We start from the raw sequence: 21,057 nt of genomic DNA on the forward strand, positions 1-21,057 counted from the left end.
TACTTACGAAGCCGTAGGTTACGGAACCGTAGGAAGCACCGTGCGGGTCCCCGTAGCCCGGCTACCCCCACTTCTCCCTCCACATACCCCCCAGGGGACGCGTATGAGCAGTAGTTCCGACGTGATCGAGGAAGCCCCGAAGGCACCCGGTCAGGCCACCGACGCCGCAGCGTCTTCCGCCACGCTGGGCGGCGAGCAGAAGCGGTCCATCGAGCAGATCGCCCTCCTCCTCTTCATCACCGTCCCGTTCCTCGCGTTGCTGGCGGCGGTGCCGCTGGCGTGGGGCTGGGGGGTGAGCTGGCTGGACCTCGGTCTGCTGGTCTTCTTCTACTACCTGGGCTGCCACGGCATCACGATCGGTTTCCACCGTCACTTCACGCACGGTTCCTTCAAGGCCAAGCGGCCCTTGAAGATCGCGCTGGCGATCGCGGGGTCGATGGCGGTCGAGGGGCCGCTGGTGCGCTGGGTGGCCGATCACCGCAAGCACCACAAGTTCTCCGACGCGGAGGGCGACCCGCACTCGCCGTGGCGGTTCGGCGAGACCCTGCCGGCCCTGATGAAGGGCCTGTGGTGGGCGCACATCGGATGGATGTTCGACGAGGAGCAGACACCTCAGGAGAAGTACGCCCCGGACCTGATCAAGGACAGGACGCTCCGCAACATCTCCCGCCAGTTCGTCCTGTGGACGGTGGTGTCGCTGGCCCTGCCTCCGCTGATCGGCGGTCTGGTCACGATGTCCTGGTGGGGCGCGTTCACCGGGTTCTTCTGGGGCTCGCTGGTGCGGGTGGCCCTGCTGCACCACGTGACGTGGTCGATCAACTCGATCTGCCACGCGGTCGGCAAACGGCCCTTCAAGTCGCGTGACCGTTCGGGCAACGTGTGGTGGCTGGCGGTCCTGTCCTGCGGCGAGTCCTGGCACAACCTGCACCACGCCGACCCGACGTCGGCGCGGCACGGTGTGATGCGCGGCCAGCTGGACTCCTCCGCCCGGCTGATCCGCTGGTTCGAGATGCTGGGCTGGGCGTACGACGTGCGCTGGCCGTCACGCTCGCGTATCGATTCGCGCCGTAACACCGGGGAAGGCGGCTCCCGGCGCGGGAAGGAGCCCGCCGAGGCGGCATGATGGTCGCTGTGGCGACCGACTCGAACAGCACCCCCAGCAATGACAAGCCGCGGCGAGTGCGTCGCACCCGGATGACCGGTGCCGAGCGCCGCCAGCAGCTGCTGGAGATCGGTCGCACGCTCTTCGCGGCGAAGGGCTTCGAGGGCACGTCGGTGGAGGAGATCGCGGCGAAGGCCGGGGTCTCCAAGCCGGTCGTCTACGAGCACTTCGGCGGCAAGGAGGGCCTCTACGCGGTCGTGGTGGACCGCGAGATGCGCCGGCTGCTGGACATGGTCACCAGCTCGCTCACGGCCGGTCACCCCCGCGAACTGTGCGAACAGGCGGCGTTCGCCCTGCTGGACTACATCGAGGAGTACACGGACGGTTTCCGCATCCTGGTCCGCGACTCCCCCATCCCCCAGTCGACCGGCTCCTTCGCCTCGCTGATCTCGGACATCGCCACGCAGGTGGAGGACATCCTGGGCCGCGAGTTCAAGAGCCGCGGCTTCGACCCCAAGCTGGCCCCCCTGTACGCCCAGGCCCTGGTCGGCATGGTCGCCCTGACGGGCCAGTGGTGGCTGGACGTACGCAAGCCGAAGAAGGCCGAGGTGGCCGCGCACCTGGTGAATCTCGCGTGGCACGGCCTGGACGGGCTGGAGGCGAAGCCGCACCTGATAGGGCGCCGCAAGAGTTGAATCCAGAAGCTACGAGATTAACCTTGTGGCACCATGTACGCATGACTGAGATCCCGATCAGCGCCGCCCGTTCCCAGCTCGGCGACCTGGTCCGGCGCGCGGCCCACAGCCGCGAGACCATCGCCATCACCGACCACGGCCATGTGGCGGCGCTGCTCGTGTCTCCGCAGGTGATAGAGGATCTCGAGGATGCGCTGGCGGTGGCGGACTACCAGCGGCGCAAGGCGGAGGGGACGCTCGGCGAGGGCATTCCCATGGCCGAGGTGCGCAAGCGGCTGGGGCTCGACAAGAAGTGACCTACGAAATCATCTTCGAGCCGCACGCCCTCGACGCCGCGGCGCGGTTCCTGAAGGAAGATCCGAAAGGCCTCGCCGTCGTCCTGGACAGGATCGACAGACTCGCCGACGACCCTCGTCCGGCGGGCACGGTCCCATACGGAATGGACATCCGCCGCTTGCGTGTCGGCGACTACCGCGTCCTCTACGTCATCGACGACGACGTGATCCGCATCCTCGTCACCCACCTGGGCCGCACGACCTGATCACCGGTCACGCCGCTTTCCGCGCCACGGCGAAGACCCGCCGGAACGGGAACGGCGTGCCGTGCGGCCCCCCCGGGTAGGCCTCGCGCAGGGCTGCCCGGTACTCGGCGACGAAGGCCTCCCGCGCCCCGGGGTCGTCGGCGAGGGCGGTCAGTACGGGCCGCAGCCCGGTCCCCTTCACCCAGTCGAGCACGGGGTCCTCGCCCCGCAGTGGATGGATGTACGTCGTCTCCCACACGTCGGCGGTGCAGCCGAGGGAGGTGAGGTGCTCGAGGTAGGCCTCGGGTGTGAGGACGGCGTCGCCGTGGCGCAGGGTGCCGGCGAGCCGGTCGCGCCAGCGCGGTGCGTTCGTGAGCTCGCGCATGATCCGGTGGCTGGGGGCGTCGAAGTTCCCCGGCACCTGGAAGGCGAACGTCCCGGAGGGCTTCAGCGCTCCCACCCAGTCGGCGAACCGCTCGACGTGCCCCGGCACCCACTGGAGCGTGGCGTTGCTGAGGATCAGGTCGTACGGCTCGTCGGGCACCCACGTCCGGACATCGGCGTGGGCGAAGCCGAGGTGCCCGCCGCCCGGGGTGGTCCCCTCGTGGTCCACGTGGGCCTTGTCGAGCATCTCGGTCGAGTTGTCGTACCCGGTGATGCGGGCGGTGGGCCAGCGGGCGGCGAGCAGCGCGGTGACGTTGCCCGGGCCGCAGCCGAGGTCGGCGATACGGGGCCGGGGACCGGGCAGGTCGGGGACGCGCGCGAGGAGGTCGGTGAAGGGGCGGGCGCGGTGGTCGGCGTGGCGGAGGTACTGGGCGGGGTCCCAGGTGGGGGCTGCTGCGGGCATGGGTCCTCCTGGTGTTCCTGGCGGTGACGAGGCCGGGCACTCAGCGTGACAGTGCGCTTATCTTGATGTCAAGAAAATGGACGTCAAGAGACTCTACGTCGACACAACCCTTACACTGATCGCCATGGAGGACGAGGTCGACCGGCTGGTCGCGGCATGGCGTCGGGAGCGCCCTGACCTCGACGTGGAACCGCTCGAGGTGCTCAGCCGCGTGAGCAGGCTGGCCCGGCATCTGGACCGGGCACGCCGGCTGGCCTTCTCGGAGCACAATCTGGAGCCGTGGGAGTTCGACGTCCTGACGGCCCTGCGCCGCGCGGGCACGCCGTACCAGCTCTCGCCGGGGCAGCTCCTCACCCAGACCCTGGTCACGTCGGGCACGATGACGAACCGCATCGACCGTCTGGCCAAGAAGGGCCTGGTGGAACGCCTCCCCGACCCCAACGACCGCAGGGGCGTCCTGGTCCGTCTGACGGACGAGGGCAGGGACCGCGCGGACCAGGCCCTGGCGGGTCTGCTGTACCAGGAGCGTGCGATCCTCGCGGAGCTCTCCCGCGCCCAGCGCGGCGAACTGGCGGGGCTGCTACGCCAGCTGACCGCCCCGTTCGACAACATCCCCGGCTAGGTCGACGGGCCCGACCCCGGCCCGCCGGGCCAGGGCGACCGCGGCGAGCGTGGAGTGCACACCGAGCTTGCCGAGAACGTTCTGCATGTGCGTCCGCACGGTGTGCGGCGACAGATACAGGCGCTCGGCGACGGCCTTGCGCCCCAGCCCCGCGACCATGCACCGCAACACTTCCCGCTCACGCGGAGTGAGGGACTCCACCAGCCGCTCGCTCTCGGTGCGGTGCTTGCGGGCGGCGGTCAGCTCGCGCAGCACGCCGGTGAGCAGGGCAGGGGGCAGATGGGTCTCGTCCCGCAGCACCCCGCGGATGACGGTGAGCAGCCGGGACAGCGAGCAGTCCTTGGCGACCCAGCCGGAGGCTCCGGCCTGCAGGGCGAGCGCCGCCCGTCGCGGATCGTCCTTCTCCGCGAGCACGACGATCCGTACGTTCGGCTGCGCGGAGCGCACTCCCGTGACGAGGGAGATCCCGTCGACGAGCCCGTCCTCGTTGCCCTCCTGCACGGGGACGGCCGGCCGGGCGCCCGGTACCTTGCCGCCCAGGTCGGCGTCGACGAGCAGCACGTCGAACCGCCGCCCCTCGGCGACGGCGCGCTCCAGGCTGCGCAGCGCGGCCGGGCCGCTGCCGGCCGCGGAGACGTCGACATCGGGCTCGGCGGCCAGGGCCGCCGCGAGTGACTCGGCGAAGATGCGGTGGTCGTCGACGACCAGGACCCGGATGCGTACCACGAAACCCCCTCCCCCGAGCTCACGAAGAGCGGGGATACCTCATCGGCGGAAGTCGACACCCGCGCGGGTACGACGCCGGAGTGCCCAGATCCGCGGCGTCTGTCCGTCCGTCCTCGCCGCAGCCTGACCGGGTCGCGGCAGCCGCACGGCCGCCGCCGTGCAGAACCGGTACCCCCACCCCGGGCGTCGTACCCGGCTGTCTCGCCCCCTGATCGGCACCGGCCCCCACCGGTGCTGTTCATCAGGGTACGGACGGGGGCCCGGAGCGGAAGGTTATTTGCAGAACTGACTGCCCGACGCGTTTATGGTGTGCCGCATGTTCCGTCTTGAGACAGAAGTCGACAGAGCCCGACGTGATCTGCTCCGCACACGCCTGCGAGAGACGAACACAGCCGCCTCCCCGATCCTGCGCGCCCTGCGCGGAACACCCGGCGAGCGGGAGGTCCCGTTGCACGTGTGGGCTGTGAACGACACCGACGAACTCGCCGGCGGACTGGTCGGTCACACCTGGGCGACCTGGCTCCACGTGACGTACCTGTGGGTCGACGAACGCCACCGCGGCAGGGGCCTGGGCGCCGCGCTGCTCGCGAAGGCGGAACACCTCGCCACCACCACCCGCGACTGCCGCTCGGCCCGCCTGGAGACCTGGGACTTCCAGGCGCCGCGGTTCTACGTGAAGCAGGGGTACGAGATCGTGTGCGCGGTCCCGGACTATCCGCCGGGCATCACGGAGTACATGCTGACGAAGCGGCTGGTCTGAGACCTCGTAGTCGTCGCGGATCGGCCTCCCGATAGCGTGGGTTCGCTTGAGTAATCCCCCCACTTCTGCAACGGGAGACACAGTGAACCGCCCCGCTCGGCTCCTCACGGCCGCGCTCACCGCATCCGCGGCCTTGTTGCTGACTGCCTGTGGCTCGGGGGGAGGTGACGAGTCGTCATCCGACAAGATCGCCGGTGCGGACTCGGCTGAGACGCCATCGGCGTCGGCGTCGGCGTCCGCGTCGGCGGACGGGATCGATCGGCCGGAGATCAAGCTGCCGAGTGACATGAAGAACGTCTTCGAGGACCGGCAGACCGGAGACCCTCAGAAGGACGCCATCCTCGCCGACAACGAACGGGCCATCAGCACGGTGGACCAGGCCATGGCGTACGGCGACATGAAGAAGTCCGGGATGGCCTTCTACTACACGGACAGCGCGCTGACCGGCGTCTACTACTACGCGAAGGACAACATCGCCAGGAAGACCAGCTGGGCCGGCACCTTGCGCTACTTCGACCGCCAGGTAACGGTGTTCGACAAGGCGACGGCAGCCCTGACGTACTGCGTGGATGAGAGCAACGCGAACGTCAAGGACCTCAAGACCAACAAGGTGAATGTGGTCGAGACCTCGCCCGACAGCTACGTCTTCTACAACCTGGGCCTGAAGAAGAACCAGGACGGCGTCTGGCAGACCTGGGATCTCACCGAGGACCGGGGGTCACGGAAGTGCCAGCCTTGACCCGGTGCGCAAAGGCCGCGGACGCCAAGGAGCAAGGGGACTCGGATAGCGTGGCTTCACTTGAGCTAACTTCGCCTCAACGGGAGACCTGAGTGAATCGCCCCGCCCGGCTCGCAGCAGCCGTGCTCACCGCATCCATGGCCGTGTTGATGACCGCATGCGGGTCGGAAGGAGATGGTGACTCCTCCCCCGACCCGATCAAGGGCGCGGACAGTGGAGACGGAAAGACGTCGGCCAGCCCCTCCGCCTCGACTTCGCCGGGCAGTGCCAAGCGGCCGGAGATCAGGCTGTCCAAGGAGTTCCAGGCCGACTTCGAGAACTGGACGAACAGCGATCCGAAGCTCCAGGCGATCCTGAACGATGGCCGTGAGCAACTGCGGGCCAAGTACGCCGCAGTCATCAACGCGGATCTGAGCTCCGAGGCTGTGGCCTTCTACAGCTCGGAAGCCACCCAGGTATCTGCTCGCAAGTGGATCAAGCAGTTCGTCGAGGACGACGACGACATCATCGGCAAGGTCACGGCCTTCAACCCCAAGGCTCTCATCAGCGACACCGGCTCCGGTGTCCTCTTCTACTGTGTTGACGAGCGCCAGGCATCCACGAAGAACCGCAAGACTGGAAAGGTCGTAAAAACTCCGGACAAGCCCGAGTCGGTCCTCCAGTATCGAACCCGGTTGGACAAGACCTCGCAAGGCGTGTGGAAGACGACGTCCGTGACCGTCGTGGCGGGTGGATGCAACCGATGAGGTCGGCTGCGAAAGTGGGCGCTCTGGTCGCCACCTCACTCTGCGCAGTGGTTTTGTCCTCCACAGCGGCGTCTGCCCTCGGAGATGACGCCATCGAGCCGCCGTCCTCGGGGGACGCGTCTGGCGACGCATCCGGCAACACTCTGACCGCTTCGGCTACCACCACAGGTATCAAGGTCAAGCAGGTCAGCGGCGGTACCTCGGGCGGCTCCACCAAGTCGCTCGCCCCGGTGGACCCCAACTGGGAGCCGCCGGCGTGCTGGTACGAGCCGGTTGCGACGCCTCAGCAGCTCAAGAGCGCAGTGGACCGTCTGAAGAAGAACCCCAACGAGAATCTGGTGCCCGTCACCCCCACACTCAGCTGGGGGGAGGAATTGATGGTGGACCACTACGAGAAGGGGCGGGACAACACCGACAGCGGGTTCAGCTACAAGAACTACAACCTCGGCAAGAAGGGCATGTTCTGGCGCGGGGTGGTCAACAAGAACCGGGAAGACGACCCCGAGTCCGCCGCCTGTGAGCGGAACCTGTTCTGGCAGAACGCCAACACTCTCCCTGCCGACGACCACGCCCCCACCCCTGACGTCCTCGCCGGCTACGCGTACGACAAGATCGAAGTGCCGCAGACCGATGTCGAGTTGAAGCCCGCAGCCAGGTCGACCGTGAACCTGCCGACCTGGGTGTGGCTGGACAAGGCGGCCTTCAAGGAGGTCAGGGTCCGCGCCGAGCTGCCCGACGCCGGCGTCTGGGCGGAGACGACGGCCAAGCCTGTGGCCCTGCACCTGAACCCCGGCACCGAGGACGCCGAGACCTATCCGGCCTCCGGCGACTGCGCGATCAATGACGACGGGTCGATCGGCACCCCGTACACCAAGGGCGGCGGGAACCGGACTCCGCCCTGTGGCATCCGGTATCTCCGGGCCACCAACGGCACGCCGTACCAGCTCAAGGCGTCGATCACCTGGCAGATCTCCTGGCAGGGCTCCGGCGGCGCGCGGGGCGATCTGCCAGACGGGACCTTCGAGACGACTCAGACGATGACGGTTCAGGAGATCCAGTCCGTCAACCGCTGACGCATGCGGCAAAGCCGGGCGCCCTCGTGATGAGGGCGCCCGCACTGCGTGGGGAGGTCAGCGCACGCGGCGTGCGCCCGCCGACGGGACCGCCTCGAAGACCCGGGGTGTCGTGAAGCCCGCTGCCGCGAAGGCCTCGGTCACCGCCTTGGTGATCGCGTCGACGTCCGTCTCCTCCGCGAGGACGATCGCCGAGCCGCCGAAGCCGCCGCCCGTCATGCGGGCGCCGAGGGCGCCGGAGGCGAGGGCGGTGTCGACGACCAGGTCGAGCTCGGGACAGGAGATGCGGAAGTCGTCCCGGAGCGAGGTGTGGCCCTCGACCAGGACGGGCCCGATCGCGCGGGTGTCGTCGCCCGACTCCAGCAGGGACACCACGCGTTCGACGCGCTCGTCCTCCGTGACCACGTGCCGGACCAGGCGGCGGACCTCCTCGTCGTCGCCGAGGCGGGCGAGGGCCGCGTCCAGCTCGTCGTAAGGGATGTCCCGGAGCGCGTTGACGCCCAGCAGGGCCGCCCCCTTCTCGCAGCCGGCGCGGCGCTTGCCGTACTCGCCCTCGCTGTGGGAGTGCTTGACCTGGGTGTCGACCACGAGCAGGCGCATGCCCTCGGCCGCCAGGTCGAAGGGGATCTGCTTCTGGGAGAGGTCGCGGGTGTCGAGGAAGAGGGCGTGGCCCGCCTCGCAGCAGGCCGACGCCGTCTGGTCCATGATGCCGACCGGGGCGCCGACGTAGACGTTCTCCGCGCGCTGGCAGAGGCGGGCCAGTTGCCAGCCCCGCAGGCCGAGGGAGAAGAGGTCGTTCAGGGCGAGCGCGACCACGACCTCCAGGGCCGCGGAGGAGGACAGGCCCGCGCCCGACGGGACCGTGGAGGCCAGGTGGATGTCCGCGCCGGTCACCGCGTGGCCGGCCTCGCGCAGGGCCCACACCACGCCTGCCGGGTACGCCGTCCAGTTCTTGTCCGACTCGGGGGCCAGGTCGTCGAGACGGAGTTCGGTGACTCCTCCCGCGACTCCCTCGACGTCCGCCGAGTGCAGGCGCAGCACCCCGTCCTCGCGGGCCGACACCGCCGCCACCGCGGTGTGCGGCAGTGCGAACGGCATGACGAAGCCGTCGTTGTAGTCCGTGTGCTCGCCGATGAGGTTGACGCGGCCGGGCGCCGCCCACACGCCGTGCGGCTCGGCGCCGTACAGCTCCGTGAACCGTTCGGCGACCGCCTCGGCGACCGTGTCGGCAACAGCCTCGCTCATGCCTGACCCCTGACCCTTCCGTACGTTCTAGTTTGCGCGCCGCTGCGCGAAGTCCCACGCGTCGGCGACGATTCCCGCGAGGTCCGCGCGGGACGGGTTCCAGCCCAGCTTCTCGCGGGCCGTGGCGGCCGATGCCACCAGGACCGCCGGGTCGCCGCCCCGGCGCGGGGCCACGACCTCGGGGATCGGGTGGCCCGTGACCCGGCGGACCGTGTCGATGACCTCGCGGACCGAGAAGCCGTTGCCGTTGCCGAGGTTGCAGATGAGGTGCTCGCCGGGGGTGGCCGCCTTCAGGGCCAGCAGGTGGGCCTCGGCGAGGTCCGCGACGTGGATGTAGTCGCGTACGCAGGTGCCGTCCGGCGTCGCGTAGTCGTCGCCGAAGACGGAGATCGACTCCCGCCTGCCCTGCGCCACCTGCAGCACCAGCGGGATGAGGTGGGACTCGGGGTCGTGGCGCTCGCCGTGCTCGCCGTACGCGCCGGCCACGTTGAAGTAGCGCAGTGACACCGCGCCCAGGCCGTGGGCCGCCGCCTCACCGGTGATCATGTGGTCCACCGCGAGTTTGGTGGCGCCGTACGGGTTGGTCGGGGAGGTGGGCGCCGACTCGACGATCGGGACCTCGTCCGGCTCGCCGTACGTCGCGGCCGTGGAGGAGAAGACCAGGGTGCGGACGTCCGCCTCGCGCATCGCGGACAGCAGGGCCATGGTGCCGGCGACGTTGTTGTCCCAGTACTTCTCCGGCTTCGCGACCGACTCGCCGACCTGCGAGAACGCGGCGAAGTGCAGGACGCCGTCGAACGACGCGTCCAGCCACTTGGCGGCGTCGCGGATGTCGCCCTCGATGAAGGTCGCGCCCGCCGGGACGCCCTCCCGGAAGCCGGTGGTGAGGTTGTCCAGGACGACGGCCTCGTGCCCCGCTTCCAGCAGGTGCTGGGCGACCACGCTGCCGACGTATCCCGCGCCACCCGTCACCAGGTACTTCCCGCTCATGAACTCGCTACCTCTCGCAGTCGCTCGGCCGCGCGCTCCGGCGGCACGTCGTTGATGAACACGTTCATGCCGGACTCGGAACCCGCGAGAAACTTCAGCTTGCCGGAAGTGCGGCGGATGGTGAAAAGCTCGAGGTGAAGCGCGAAGTCCTCACGCACGACCCCGTCGAACTCCTCCAGCGCGCCGAACGGGGCCTGGTGCCAGGCCGCGATGTACGGCGTCGGAGGCTCACCCTCACCGAAGATCCGGTCGAAACGCCTCAAGAGTTCCAGATATACCTTGGGGAACTCTGTGCGCGCGGCTTCGTCCAGGCCGAGCAGGTCGGGCACGCGGCGCTTGGGGTACATGTGGACCTCGTACGGCCAGTGCGCCGCGTATGGCACGAATGCCACCCAGTGTTCACCCTCCAGGATGACTCGCTCGTCGGCGAGTTCACGTTCCAGGACGGCGTCGAAGAGGTTTTCCCCTCCCGTCATCTCCTTGTGGGTCGCGGCGGAGCGGAGCATCAGCGCGGTGCGCGGGGTGGTGAAGGGGTAGGCGTAGATCTGGCCGTGCGGGTGCTGGAGGGTCACGCCGATCTCGGCACCCCGGTTCTCGAAGCAGAACACCTGCTCGACGGAGGGGAGATGGGACAGCTCCGACGTACGGTCCGTCCACGCCTCCAGCACGAGGCCCGCCTGTTCCTCGGAGAGGGCGGCGAAGGACGCGTTGTGGTCGGACGTGAAGCAGACGACCTCACAGCGGCCCGAGTCGCCGGCCAGCGAGGGGAAGCGGTTCTCGAACACGACGACGTCGTACGACGAGTCCGGGATCTCGCTCAGGCGATCGCCCGCCGACGGGCACAGCGGGCACTCGTCGGCCGGCGGATGGTAGGTGCGGCCCTGGCGGTGCGAGGCGATGGCGACGGAGTCGCCGAGCAGGGGGTCGCGGCGGATCTCGGACGTGGTGACGGTGCGGTCCAGCGGGCGGCGGTCGGTGGCGTCCCGCACGCTGTCGTCACGCAGGTCGTAGTAGATGAGCTCGCGACCGTCGGCCAGCCGGGTCGAGGTCTTCTTCACGCCGGACTCCTCATCCTTCAAACATAACCCAACATATCAAAACACCAGTCCCCTCAATCGTCAACATCACGATCCAACAAAGAGCATCATCAGAGGTGTTCAGTCACTGAACGCGGAGGCGTAGATTCCGCGAGGTATCGGTTCACGCAACAAAGCGAGGGCTAGTGCATACCCCCACATATCTGGCAGCCGAGCTGCGTCTCCCCACGAACTGGCTCGACTACACGATCCTCGGCATCTACTTCGTCGTCGTCCTCGGCATCGGCTTCGCCGCCCGGCGATCGGTGAAGACCAGCCTCGACTTCTTCCTCTCCGGCCGTTCCCTGCCCGCCTGGGTCACCGGTCTCGCCTTCGTCGCCGCCAACCTGGGCGCCACCGAAATCCTGGGCATGGCGGCCAACAGCGCGCAGTACGGCGTCTACACGACGCACTGGTACTGGATCGGCGCCATCCCGGCCATGGTCTTCCTCGGCCTGGTGATGATGCCCTTCTACTACGGCTCCAAGGTGCGCTCGGTCCCCGAGTTCCTGCTCCTGCGCTTCGACCGGGCCGCGCACCTGCTCAGCTCGGTCCTCTTCGCCTTCGCCGCGATCCTCATCGCCGGCGTCAACCTCTACGCGCTGGCCATCGTCGTCGAGGCGCTGCTGGGCTGGCCGGAGTGGGTGGCGATCGTCGTCGCGGGCTTCTTCGTCCTCGCGTACATCACGCTCGGCGGCCTGTCCTCGGCGATCTACAACGAGGTCCTCCAGTTCTTCGTGATCCTGGCGGCGCTCATCCCCCTCTCCGTCCTCGGCCTGAAGAAGGTCGGCGGCTGGGACGGCCTGTCCGACTCCCTCACCAAGACCCACGGCGCCGACTTCATGACCTCCTGGGGCGGCACCGGCATCGGCAGCGCCAACCCACTGGGGGCGAACTGGCTGACGATCGTCCTGGGCCTCGGCTTCGTCCTCTCCTTCGGCTACTGGACGACGAACTTCGCCGAGGTCCAGCGCGCCCTGTCCGCGAAGAACCTGTCGGCAGCGCAGCGCACCCCGCTGATCGCCGCGTTCCCGAAGATCTTCATCGTGTTCCTGGTGATGATCCCGGGCCTGGTCGCCGCCGTGCTCGTCCCGAAGATCGGCACGTCCGGCTCCGACCTCCAGTACAACGACGCCATCCCCTACCTGATGGAGCAGTTGCTGCCGAACGGTGTGCTGGGCATCGCCGTGACGGGTCTGCTCGCGGCGTTCATGGCGGGCATGGCGGCCAACGTGTCATCGTTCAACACGGTGTTCACGACGGACATCTGGGCCAAGTACGTGGTGCGGGGCCGCGAGGACGAGTACTACGTCCGCTTCGGCCGGCTCATCACCGCGGTCGGCGTCCTGGCCTCCATCGGCACGGCGTTCCTCGCCCGCTCGTTCTCCAACATCATGGCCTACCTGCAGACCCTCTTCTCCTTCTTCAACGTGCCGATGTTCGTCGTCTTCATCATCGGCATGTTCTGGAAGCGGGCCTCCATGAAGTCGGGCTTCTGGGGGCTGATCGCGGGCACCACCGCCGCGATGGTCAACTACTTCGTCCTCTACAAGCAGGACATCGTCGACATCCCCTCCGACCAGGGCGCCAACTTCGTCTCGGCGATCGCGGGGTTCGTCGCGGGCGCGGTCGTCATGGTGGCGGTGTCGCTCTTCACCGCGCCGAAGCCGGCCGAGGAGTTGCAAGGGCTGGTCTACGGCACGACGTCACCCGGCATGGCGGAGCCACCGGCGCCCGGGGACGAGGCCTGGTACCGCAAGCCGGCGCTGCTGGGCTGGGGCGCGGTCGTGCTGGCCGCGGCCTGCTACATCCCGTTCTCGTTCTGACCGAGGAGGATTGACTGAAGATGTCCGAGTTCTACTCCGAGAAGGACGTACAGCGGGAAGTCACCGAACTGCAGGGCAAGTCGGCGACGGCCGCCCGGTTGTTCGACATCCGTCGGATCATCGGCGGACTGTTCGTGGTCTACGGGGTGATCGTCACGCTCGCCGGGCTCACGGCGTCCGACGCCGACATCGACAAGGCGGAGGGGGTCAACATCAACCTGTGGACCGGGTTGGGCATGCTGGCGCTCGGCCTGTTCTTCCTGGCGTGGCTGAAGCTGAGGCCGGTGGCGCCGGCGCCGCCCGGGGCTGCGCCGGAGGACGCACCGAGCGAGTGAGGGCGGGCGGGCGCCCGGCGGTAGTGCGGCTGGGCGCCGACGTCTGTACGGCGGTGTCGGCGACGCTCAGTCGTTACCGCTGGACGCGCTGGTGCACACCTCGGCCCAGACGGTCAGGCCTTCGCCGCTCTGCCGGGTGCCCCAGCGGGCGGCGAGAGCGTCGGTGATCAACAGGCCGCGGCCCCGTTCCTGTTCCGGGCCCGGAGAAACGGGCGGCGGCGCGGGGATGGGGCCCGCACGGAAGCCGCCCTCATCGGTCACGCTGATCGTGACCGTCTCCGCGGCGAGGGCCCAGGCAACGGTGATCGTGTGGCCGTCGCCGTGCTCCAAGGCGTTCGCGACGAGTTCGCCGGTGATCGCCTCCAGGTCGTCCGCCGCGCCCTGGGGCAAGCCCCACGCGCGCGCCGTGTCTCGCATGTGGCGCCGGGCGGCGGGCGCGGAGGCGAAGTCGTGGCCGGGGAGGGTGAGCAGGCCGTGGGCCCGGAGCCGGGGCATGCCACACGTCACTCCTGCCGGCGTGGGCACCGTCGGCACTCCCCCGGCCAGGCCCGGCTCATCCGCCCCAAGTCGAGCGCCTCTCGACCTGGCGATCAGCAGCGCGTCGGAGAGGGCATCAGCCAACTGACCGGCAAGCGTGCCGAAATCGCCCGTCTGCGCCCCTCCCTGCGCCAGCAGGTTCCGCGTCCGGCCGAGAAGCCGGTCCGCGAGCCCGAGCTGTATGTTCTCGACTCGGTCGGCAAGTCGGGAGGCGGGGCCGTCGCCGTCCGTGAAGAGGAGGCAGGGCTGCCCTTGGGCGCCGGTCCAGGGCAGGATTCGTGCGCGGTTCACGTCGTCGCTCATGACGCCTTCCCGAGACGGGCATGAGGGTCGTGGCTGTCGAGGTCGACGCCGTACGCGGGGAGGTAGGGGCGGACGAGGGGGGTGGCACTGCCGTCGATGGGCTCGTACCAAACCCTGACCGTCGAGGCGACGGCAGGAAGCGAAGGCGTGAAGACCCCGCCCGACGAGGCGGACGGACGACTCATGGCGCGCAGCTGACCAGCATGGTGACGCCCAGGGGTGCGGCTACCCCAGCGGGGCCAGCAGACGATGCGCTGTACAACTCGGCTCATGATCTCACTCTCCAGTGATCGATCGAGGATGTGGGAAGCCTTCCATGGGATTCCCATAGAGGAAGCTCTCGCCAAGGGAGTTCGTCAGTGTGGGTGACGAGCTTCGAATCCGCGTCCGAGGCTTCTCAGCAGCCCATAAGGTCAGCGCCGTTGACCGAGAAAGCCGACGGAGCCGTGTCCTCCGTGGCAGAAGGGATCTGGCATGACCGCCACGCAGACAGGCCCTGCCGGACGTATGCAGATCGCCCGAGGCCTGATCTCACTGCGGGAGCGATGCGGCCTGACACAGACTCAAGTCGCTGAACGTGCAGGGGTCAGCACCACAACTGTCAGCCGGTACGAAGCTTGGCAGGACCGAGCCCGCATTCGATGGGCCACGGTCAGGGCGCTGGCAGACGCCTGCGAAGCCACGACTCAGGAACGTGACGCCCTCGTGGCCATCGCCAAATCGCAGGCCGACGGCTGGTGGGTCGGCAACAGCGCCGTGCCGGGGTGGATGGACCCGCTCGTGTCCTTCGAGCAGGAAGCGGCATACGAGCACGTGTTCGCGAACACCGTCATCCCCGGGCTGCTCCAGACCAGGGAATACGCCCTCGCCATCCATGAGGCGCGTGAAGTGCGCAGTTCGAACGACGACATCGAGCGAATGGTCGAAGCGCGGATGAAGCGCCAGGACATCCTGCAGCGACGTCCGGCGCTGCATCTGTGGGTTGTCCTCGACGAGGCAGTGCTGCACAGGACAGTCGGGGACAACGACGTCATGATCCGGCAGCTCGAACACCTTCACAAGGCAGCCCTGAGCCCGAACATCGACGTCCAGGTCCTGCCGTTCAGCGCAGGTGCACACGCGGCTGGAGCCGGGCACTTCGTGATCCTCGGGCGGGACGACGGGCGGGAGCCGCTCAACTCCATGGCGGTCGTCTACATCGAGATGCGTCGCCGCGGGCTGTACCTCGACGACGCCGAGGACGTAAGCGCCTACAAGTTGACTTTCGACTACCTTCGCTCGCAGGCCGCGGACACGACTTCCTCGCTGCGGCTGATCGCTGGAGCGAGACAGGAGCTGTCCTCATGAACGACATAGCGACTCCCCCGAACGAGCCGCCGGCTGTTGCGTGGTTCAAGAGCAGCCACAGTGGCGGCGAAGGCAACGAATGCGTGGAGATCGCCAGTCTCCGAGCGGGAATTGCTCTACGGGACTCGAAGGACCCTGAGGGAAGCACACTCACTGTCTCGGCCGGAGCCTTCACGGCGTTCATCGCCGGTGTGGCGAAGGACGAGTTTGGCCCCTCACCGGTCTAGAAGCCGGCAACTTGAGAATGTTGGCGCGGCCTGGCCGCTGGGCCCGTGAGCTGAGGTGGGCGAAACAGCGACCGCCCGCCTCAGCTACGTTTGTCGGCACTCCGCAAGGGGCTCGCGGCTACACTCGTTCGTCTCCCCGCCAGGTGACCGACGTCATCGCGGCGAGACCGCCGTTGGCGACTCCCCGGTACGTCACCGTCCGGGCCGGGCCGATCTCCCCGGCGAGGCGCTCCGACAGATCTTGTCCGTCCTCGCACAGGTGCTGCCATTCGTCGTCGCTGCCGTCGTTCATCAGCGTCGTCTCGATCGCCCGCTTCCACTGGTAGAAGGCGGCCACGAGGTCATCTGACAGATGGAGGGCGGCCGCGGGATCGTCGGGGGCGAAGCTGCCGAACCCCTCCGCGTGCAACGGGTACAGCCCGTACTCGCCCTCGACGGTGATGTCGAGCGGGTGCGGAGGACTGTCATGGGCGTCGACGGTCCAGTGGAGCTGGTCGCACCCCCAGCACACGAACTTCTCGTCCTGGTGCCGTTCGTCCCAGAAGCGGACCACCCAGTCGGGCCCGAGGTGCTTAGCCACGAGCCGGGCGATCTCCAGGCCTTGCTTCACGTGCTTGCGCAGGGCCGGGCGGGCCTCGAAGCCGTCGGCGGGACGGGCCTGGTTCCACTCGGTGAGTATGCGCGCCAGGTCGTCGGGCAGTCCGAGTGCGTGGTCGGCGACCCGGAGAGTGCGGGTGAAGTCCTCGACGCGGGCGAACGCCCCGGCGTCCGTGGCGTACAGCGGTGAGGCGTCGCCGCGGGCCCGCACGAGGAGGTGCTCAGGGTCCCTGTGGGTCATGCCGGATTCGCTCCAATCACCCGTCCCTTGTTCTGGCCGTGCTCGCCGATGGTGATGGCCACCCGGTGAGACTTCCCGTTGTACACCGTCTCGAAGATCGGCCTGGTCGGCGTCTGGTGGCCGACGATCTTCCCCTCGCTCAGTGCCTTGCTGAGGAGCTTTGGAATCTCCTCGACCGGCACGCCACGCTGGGCGAAGTCTCCGCCGTGGCGGAAGACGACGTGGACGAGGCCCTTCTTCACGTCGCCGGCGTCGAGCCACGCGAGCGGCACGCCGGGCCGGGAGTACGGGACCACCCAGAACAGGTTCTTCTGGTCGACCTCGAACCCGGCTTCCTTGAGCTTGTTCACATACCGCATGTCCAAGCCAGGGGCAGCGGCCTTGGCGCGCTCCACCATACGGATCGACAGGCGCAGCCCCATGCCGGCCTCACTTGCGGCGTCAGCGAGCTTTTCCGCCGAGACGCTCTCACCGTAGATCTTCTTCAGCTCGGCCAGAACCTTCTCCGCGTCCCTGCCGGTCCTGATGGCGTCCTCGACTCGCTCGGCGAGCTTGATGGCCTTGGCGAACTTCGCAGCCATCGCGGGACCGCCGAACGCCGCAGCTGCCCACGCGCACCCTGATCCGGAACCTCCGTCGTCGCCGGGTGTCACCTTGTGGTAGCAGTCGGCGAAGTCCTTGACGAATATCTCGTAGCCGAGGGTGGCCGCGAGCCCGGCAAGGTTCTTGAGCCCGGCCTTCTCCACCTCCCAAAAGCTGAAGTGGTAAGTGCGCTTCTCCTCCAGCCCCTTCTTCGTGTCACTGGTCAGGAAGAAGGCGTCGGCCTTCGGGCACCCGGCCTCGGTGGCGGGCACGTCCGGGTTGGCGCAGTAGTAGTAGCTGACGTGGGCGTCGAAGTGGAACTCGAACGTCACGGTGCACCCGTCGATCGTGAGGGTGCAGTCGTTGAGCTGCTTGGGCGGCTCAACGAGCTCGACCTTGTCAAGGATGAAGAACGTGCGTGCAACGGTAGTGCCGGCCCCTGCTGAGACGTTCTTGTTGGCTTCCTTCCGTTCCGCAGACTCCGCTGCTTCCTGCGCCTCGTCCGCGTACTTCTGGGCGTCCTTGGCCGCTTCCTCCGCTTCGGTCGCTGCAGCGTCGGCTCGGTTGGCCGCTGCCCGGGCGTCCTTGGCGGCTTCTTCGGCTGCTGCGGCGGCCGTGCGGGCGGCTTCGGCGTCGAGGGCTGCCTGGTCGGCTGAGTCGCGGGCGTTCTTGGCGTGGGTTTCGGCGCGGTCGGCTGCCTGGTCGGCGGCTTGGGCGTCCTCGGTGGCCTGGCGGTTGTAGTCGACTGTGCGGGCGAGGGACGCCGCCGCCTTGGACGCGGCCTTGGCAGCGTCTGCGGCGTAGCCGAGGGCCTCCTTGGCGTAGGTACGGGCGTCGGAGGCGTGTCCGGCGGCGTTGGCGGCGTGCTCGTAGGCGGCCTTGGCGTCGCCCTTCGCCTGGTCGGCGAGGTTCTTGGCGGCTGAGGCTTCGGCCGCCGCGTTCTTGGCGTGGGCGTCGGCTACGGACTTCTGCTGGTCGGCGATCGTCTTGGACGCCTGACCGGTGAGGACCACCAGGCCGGCGGCCGAGTCGGTGTCGACGTAGGGCGAGCCGAGCTGGATGGCGTCGTTGGCGGGCTTGGCGACCTGGGCGGCGGCTTTGCCTGCGTCGACAGCGGCCTGGGCGGTGACGTGGGCGAAGCCCGCGGCCTTCGCCGAGGCGGCCAAGGCCTTGCCGGCCTCCTTGTTCGCCTCGTCAGCGTGGGTCTTTGCGGTCTTGGCCTGCTTCTCCGCCTCGTCGGCCAGTGCGACCGCCGTCTTGGCCTCGGAGGAGGCGTGCTCGGAGGCGTCGATGGCCTCTGCCGCGGCGCTGGTCGCGGTCTTAACCGCGGCGTCGGACTTCAGCTTCGCGGCCTGGGCGGCGTCCGCGTGCGCGCGGGAGCGCTTGGCCGCTGCCTCCGCGCGGGTGGCTGCCGCATCGGCGTCCGCGGCCGCCTTGGTCGCGGCGTCCGCTTCGGAACGTGCCCTGGCGGCGGCTGCCTCGGCGTCGTCAGCGTGCCCGGCCGCCGCGTCGGCCGCCGCTCTGGCCTCCTGGGCGTTGCTGTCGGACTCGTGAGCCTGGGCGTAGGCCTCCTTCGCGTCCGCCTTGGCACGGGCTGCGTCGGCCCTCTGCTCCGCGTCCCACGCGTCGTCCCGCAAGTCGCGGGCCTTGTCGCGGGCCTTGACCGCGGCGTTCTTCTTCTCGACCGCCGTGCCCTCGGCCGCTTCCGCCTTGTCCTTGGCGTCCTGGGCCTGCGACGCCTCCCCTTCGGCGTTCTTCCGATGCTGGGCGGCCTCGGCCTGCTTGGCCGCGGCGGTCTTCTTCTCCGCCTCGGCCGTCTTCTCCTCGGCCTCGGCGGCCAGGCGCTTGGCGTGGGCCTCGGCGGCGGCCGACTTGGCCTCGCCCTCGGCCTTCAGCGCCTCGGCGAGCTTGGCCTCCGCGGTCTCCTTGTCCTTCTTGGCGTTGTCGCGGTGCACCTTCGCGCCGTCGGCCGCGGCCTTCGCCTGGGCCTCGGCCACCGCCGCGGCCGCCTTGCGGAACTCCGCCTTCGACTGAGCCGCCTGGGCCAGGGCCCGCTGCGCGATGGTCGCGCTGTCACCGGCGGAGGCGCGCGTGGCCGCCTCAGCGGTCGTGCCGGCCTTCACCATCGCTTCCAGAGCGGCCACAGCACCCTTGGTGACCTGGGCCTTCTGCTGGCCGACCAGCAGGCCACGGCCGCGCGGGGCACCGGCCTCGTCGGCGATGGCGTACGCGGCACGCTGCGCGATGTCAGTAGCGGTGGCGTGCTTCTGCGCCGTGGCCAGCTGAGCCTTGAGAACGCCGAGCTGCTTCTTCGCCTGCGTCTGCGCTGCCGCGATGCCCTTCTTGGCCTGGTCGAACTGCGCCTTGTCCGGATAGAACTGAGTGCCCGCGCCCTCGTGGCCCTTGGGCACCATCCGGAACTTCTGCGGGTTCGTGCCGTTGCACGTCCACAGCCAGGAGTTCTGGCTGTTGTCGAACTTGTGCAGGTCCAGGCACTTGTCCGTCGCGACGTTGCGCAGCTCGCTGACGGCGCGGACATCGAACTGCCACTCCTGCGCCTTGCTCTCGTTGCACGTCCAGAGCTGGATCTTCGTGCCGTTGGCCGGGTTGCTGTTCTCGACGTCCAGGCACTTGTCGGACTTGAAATTGACGAGGGCGTAGCTGTCACTGGAAGCGGCGCGAAGCCGCCACTGCTGCCCCGAGGAGTTGTTGCAGGTGTAGATCTGCACCGGGGTGCCGGAGGCCGTCTTACCGCCCTCCGCGTCCAGGCACTTGCCCTCGGCCGCCTCGACCTGGATGACAGCCGGGGAATCGCCGATCCAGCCCGCACCACCGGGAGCCCAGTAGTCCTGCCAACGGACCAGACGGTCGGCGACCCACGAGTGCCCCAGCAGGTTCCCCAACGCCTTCGCACCGCCAGCCAGGGCGTTGGTGGCGCCCTTGCCGGCATTCAGGATCTGATTGCGCTGGGGGGCCTGCGAGGTGATCTCCTGCTGCCACTCCGAAGCGGCCGTGTCGGCTATGCCCCCCAGGGCCTTGTTCGGGTCGATAGGGTCCCGCCAAGCACATGACGCGTACCTGGTCTTCAGGTCCTCGATCGCGATCCGGTGCTCTGCCGTACCGGGCTCGGGAGCGGTGCGGGGGAATCCGCCGGAGGACAGGAACAGGCGGGCGTCATCGGCGCCCTTGCCGTTGAAGGTGTCGAACAGCCCTCGGAATGCCCGCTGTTCCTCGTACTGCCGCTGCCGCTCCTCACCAGGCAGGTCCGGGTCATACGGCTTCTCGCCGTAGAGCGGGGTGCCCTGATCGGTGACGGCCTTCAGAGTCTTCTCGTCGGCCTTGGGAGTGGGGTCCTCGTAGAAGTCGCCCTCTCGCTTCCAGAACCGGTCGGCAATCCACTGCGTCAGACCGGTCTGGCTGTGGAAGTCCTCCTCCTCGTCTCCCGGCCCTCCAGGAGGCCAGTGAAAGCCGGTGACGGTGAACCCACCCGGAGTCTCCAGCCCATCCAGAGGCTTCGCCCACTCGTCCCGAAGGGCGTAGGCGGCATCGAGCTCCTTCCAGGCCGCGTCCCTGTCCCGCTGGAACGCAACGGCCAGCGGGGTGTCCTCCCAGTACTTCCGGTCGGCCAGGGCGTGCAGCTTGTCCGACGGCTGGTTGAGCCCGTCCTGCGCGATCGCGGTCATGGACGACCCACCCAGGCGCAACACCTCCGCCATCAGGCACTGGTCCTGCCGCACCTGCTCGGCGGCCGTGTCGTCGGCCCAGTCGGCCGGGTCGTTCGCCGTGGCGGCCGACTCCGTGCCGGTGAACCGATCCAGCACATCGGGCTGGATCGCCAGACCTGTCAGCACCGCCACAGCCACCGCGGATGTGACGACAGAAGTCAGGAGCCGGGGTTGGCCCGGTCTGGGCAGGAAACGG

At 68.7% G+C, this 21,057-nt stretch carries 22 protein-coding genes; 13 read left to right on the top strand and 9 right to left on the bottom strand.

Going from position 1 to position 21,057, the window contains the following annotated elements:
* The first annotated feature begins 103 nt into the window (after positions 1–103).
* From ABZ016_RS12050 to ABZ016_RS12065, 4 genes are read left to right on the top strand one after another with little or no spacing between them, the layout of a single operon-like run.
* Positions 104–1,123: a fatty acid desaturase gene (locus tag ABZ016_RS12050; RefSeq protein ID WP_356916449.1), complete on the top strand. Its 1,020-nt coding sequence runs from the start codon at positions 104–106 to the stop codon at positions 1,121–1,123.
* Positions 1,120–1,797 (top strand): TetR/AcrR family transcriptional regulator, encoded by a 678-nt coding sequence (locus ABZ016_RS12055; RefSeq protein ID WP_356916450.1) that lies wholly within the window; start codon positions 1,120–1,122, stop codon positions 1,795–1,797. Before ABZ016_RS12050 ends, ABZ016_RS12055 begins: the two co-directional genes overlap by 4 nt.
* A gap of 41 nt (positions 1,798–1,838) precedes the next feature.
* Positions 1,839–2,093, top strand: a complete 255-nt coding sequence (locus tag ABZ016_RS12060; protein WP_356916451.1) for a type II toxin-antitoxin system Phd/YefM family antitoxin — start codon at positions 1,839–1,841, stop codon at positions 2,091–2,093.
* Positions 2,090–2,338: a type II toxin-antitoxin system RelE/ParE family toxin gene (locus ABZ016_RS12065; RefSeq protein WP_356916452.1), complete on the top strand. Its 249-nt coding sequence runs from the start codon at positions 2,090–2,092 to the stop codon at positions 2,336–2,338. The genes ABZ016_RS12060 and ABZ016_RS12065 overlap by 4 nt, the downstream gene beginning before the upstream one ends.
* Before the next feature lie 7 nt (positions 2,339–2,345).
* On the opposite strand, the gene ABZ016_RS12070 is transcribed toward ABZ016_RS12065, so the two are convergent.
* Entirely contained in the window at positions 2,346–3,164 is an 819-nt protein-coding gene (locus ABZ016_RS12070) for a trans-aconitate 2-methyltransferase (RefSeq protein WP_356916453.1), read from the bottom strand.
* A 124-nt stretch (positions 3,165–3,288) separates the two neighbouring features.
* On the opposite strand from ABZ016_RS12070, the gene tamR reads away from it, so the two are divergent.
* Entirely contained in the window at positions 3,289–3,786 is a 498-nt protein-coding gene (tamR, locus tag ABZ016_RS12075) for a MarR family transcriptional regulator TamR (protein WP_356916454.1), read from the top strand.
* Here tamR and ABZ016_RS12080 read toward each other — a convergent pair.
* Positions 3,745–4,512 (bottom strand): response regulator transcription factor, encoded by a 768-nt coding sequence (locus ABZ016_RS12080; RefSeq protein ID WP_031117914.1) that lies wholly within the window; start codon positions 4,510–4,512, stop codon positions 3,745–3,747. The two genes, tamR and ABZ016_RS12080, sit on opposite strands and share 42 nt — an antisense overlap.
* Positions 4,513–4,816: 304 nt before the next feature.
* Between ABZ016_RS12080 and ABZ016_RS12085 the strand changes: the two genes are divergently transcribed.
* The 4 genes from ABZ016_RS12085 to ABZ016_RS12100 all read left to right on the top strand — a co-directional run bounded on the left by ABZ016_RS12085 (position 4,817) and on the right by ABZ016_RS12100 (position 7,830).
* The gene (locus ABZ016_RS12085; RefSeq protein ID WP_356916455.1) at positions 4,817–5,272 is read left to right on the top strand and encodes a GNAT family N-acetyltransferase; all 456 of its coding nucleotides are present in this window, start codon (positions 4,817–4,819) and stop codon (positions 5,270–5,272) included.
* Between the two features lie 82 nt (positions 5,273–5,354).
* A complete protein-coding gene (locus ABZ016_RS12090) occupies positions 5,355–6,011 on the top strand; it encodes a hypothetical protein (protein WP_356916456.1) in 657 nt (218 codons plus the stop codon).
* A gap of 92 nt (positions 6,012–6,103) precedes the next feature.
* The gene (locus ABZ016_RS12095) at positions 6,104–6,757 is read left to right on the top strand and encodes a hypothetical protein (protein WP_356916457.1); all 654 of its coding nucleotides are present in this window, start codon (positions 6,104–6,106) and stop codon (positions 6,755–6,757) included.
* Positions 6,754–7,830 (top strand): hypothetical protein, encoded by a 1,077-nt coding sequence (locus tag ABZ016_RS12100; RefSeq protein WP_356916458.1) that lies wholly within the window; start codon positions 6,754–6,756, stop codon positions 7,828–7,830. Before ABZ016_RS12095 ends, ABZ016_RS12100 begins: the two co-directional genes overlap by 4 nt.
* A gap of 57 nt (positions 7,831–7,887) precedes the next feature.
* Here the strand turns inward: ABZ016_RS12100 and galK are convergent, their stop codons facing one another.
* Genes galK through galT form a run of 3 tightly spaced genes read right to left on the bottom strand, consistent with a single transcriptional unit; the run spans position 7,888 to position 11,123 of the window.
* Complete coding sequence (gene galK, locus ABZ016_RS12105) at positions 7,888–9,075, bottom strand: galactokinase (RefSeq protein WP_356916459.1); 1,188 nt, start codon at positions 9,073–9,075, stop codon at positions 7,888–7,890.
* Positions 9,076–9,102: 27 nt separating this feature from the next.
* Positions 9,103–10,065, bottom strand: coding sequence for a UDP-glucose 4-epimerase GalE (gene galE / locus ABZ016_RS12110; RefSeq protein WP_356916460.1), 963 nt, complete (start codon positions 10,063–10,065; stop codon positions 9,103–9,105).
* Positions 10,062–11,123, bottom strand: coding sequence for a galactose-1-phosphate uridylyltransferase (gene galT, locus ABZ016_RS12115; RefSeq protein WP_356916461.1), 1,062 nt, complete (start codon positions 11,121–11,123; stop codon positions 10,062–10,064). Before galT ends, galE begins: the two co-directional genes overlap by 4 nt.
* A 164-nt stretch (positions 11,124–11,287) precedes the next feature.
* On the opposite strand from galT, the gene ABZ016_RS12120 reads away from it, so the two are divergent.
* Together ABZ016_RS12120 and ABZ016_RS12125 are read left to right on the top strand one after the other, a co-directional pair.
* Positions 11,288–12,967 carry a sodium:solute symporter family protein gene (locus tag ABZ016_RS12120; RefSeq protein WP_356916462.1) on the top strand — a complete coding sequence of 560 codons (1,680 nt, stop codon included), beginning with the start codon at positions 11,288–11,290 and terminating at the stop codon, positions 12,965–12,967.
* 20 nt (positions 12,968–12,987) lie between these two features.
* The gene (locus ABZ016_RS12125) at positions 12,988–13,302 is read left to right on the top strand and encodes a hypothetical protein (protein ID WP_356916463.1); all 315 of its coding nucleotides are present in this window, start codon (positions 12,988–12,990) and stop codon (positions 13,300–13,302) included.
* Positions 13,303–13,368: 66 nt separating this feature from the next.
* Here the strand turns inward: ABZ016_RS12125 and ABZ016_RS12130 are convergent, their stop codons facing one another.
* Together ABZ016_RS12130 and ABZ016_RS12135 are read right to left on the bottom strand one after the other, a co-directional pair.
* Positions 13,369–14,142: an ATP-binding protein gene (locus tag ABZ016_RS12130; protein WP_356916464.1), complete on the bottom strand. Its 774-nt coding sequence runs from the start codon at positions 14,140–14,142 to the stop codon at positions 13,369–13,371.
* Positions 14,139–14,327, bottom strand: a complete 189-nt coding sequence (locus ABZ016_RS12135; RefSeq protein WP_356916465.1) for a hypothetical protein — start codon at positions 14,325–14,327, stop codon at positions 14,139–14,141. Before ABZ016_RS12135 ends, ABZ016_RS12130 begins: the two co-directional genes overlap by 4 nt.
* Before the next feature lie 289 nt (positions 14,328–14,616).
* Here ABZ016_RS12135 and ABZ016_RS12140 point away from each other — a divergent pair, with 289 nt between their 5' ends.
* A complete protein-coding gene (locus ABZ016_RS12140; protein WP_356916466.1) occupies positions 14,617–15,489 on the top strand; it encodes a helix-turn-helix transcriptional regulator in 873 nt (290 codons plus the stop codon).
* Positions 15,486–15,716 (top strand): DUF397 domain-containing protein, encoded by a 231-nt coding sequence (locus ABZ016_RS12145; protein WP_356916467.1) that lies wholly within the window; start codon positions 15,486–15,488, stop codon positions 15,714–15,716. The genes ABZ016_RS12140 and ABZ016_RS12145 overlap by 4 nt, the downstream gene beginning before the upstream one ends.
* Before the next feature lie 118 nt (positions 15,717–15,834).
* Here ABZ016_RS12145 and ABZ016_RS12150 read toward each other — a convergent pair whose 3' ends face one another.
* Positions 15,835–16,554 (bottom strand): hypothetical protein, encoded by a 720-nt coding sequence (locus ABZ016_RS12150; RefSeq protein WP_356916468.1) that lies wholly within the window; start codon positions 16,552–16,554, stop codon positions 15,835–15,837.
* Positions 16,551–20,987, bottom strand: a complete 4,437-nt coding sequence (locus ABZ016_RS12155; RefSeq protein ID WP_356916469.1) for an RICIN domain-containing protein — start codon at positions 20,985–20,987, stop codon at positions 16,551–16,553. The genes ABZ016_RS12150 and ABZ016_RS12155 overlap by 4 nt, the downstream gene beginning before the upstream one ends.
* Positions 20,988–21,057: the final 70 nt, after the last annotated feature.

This window comes from Streptomyces sp. NPDC006372 (assembly GCF_040612515.1).
In the GTDB taxonomy this organism is placed as follows: Bacteria; Actinomycetota; Actinomycetes; order Streptomycetales; family Streptomycetaceae; genus Streptomyces.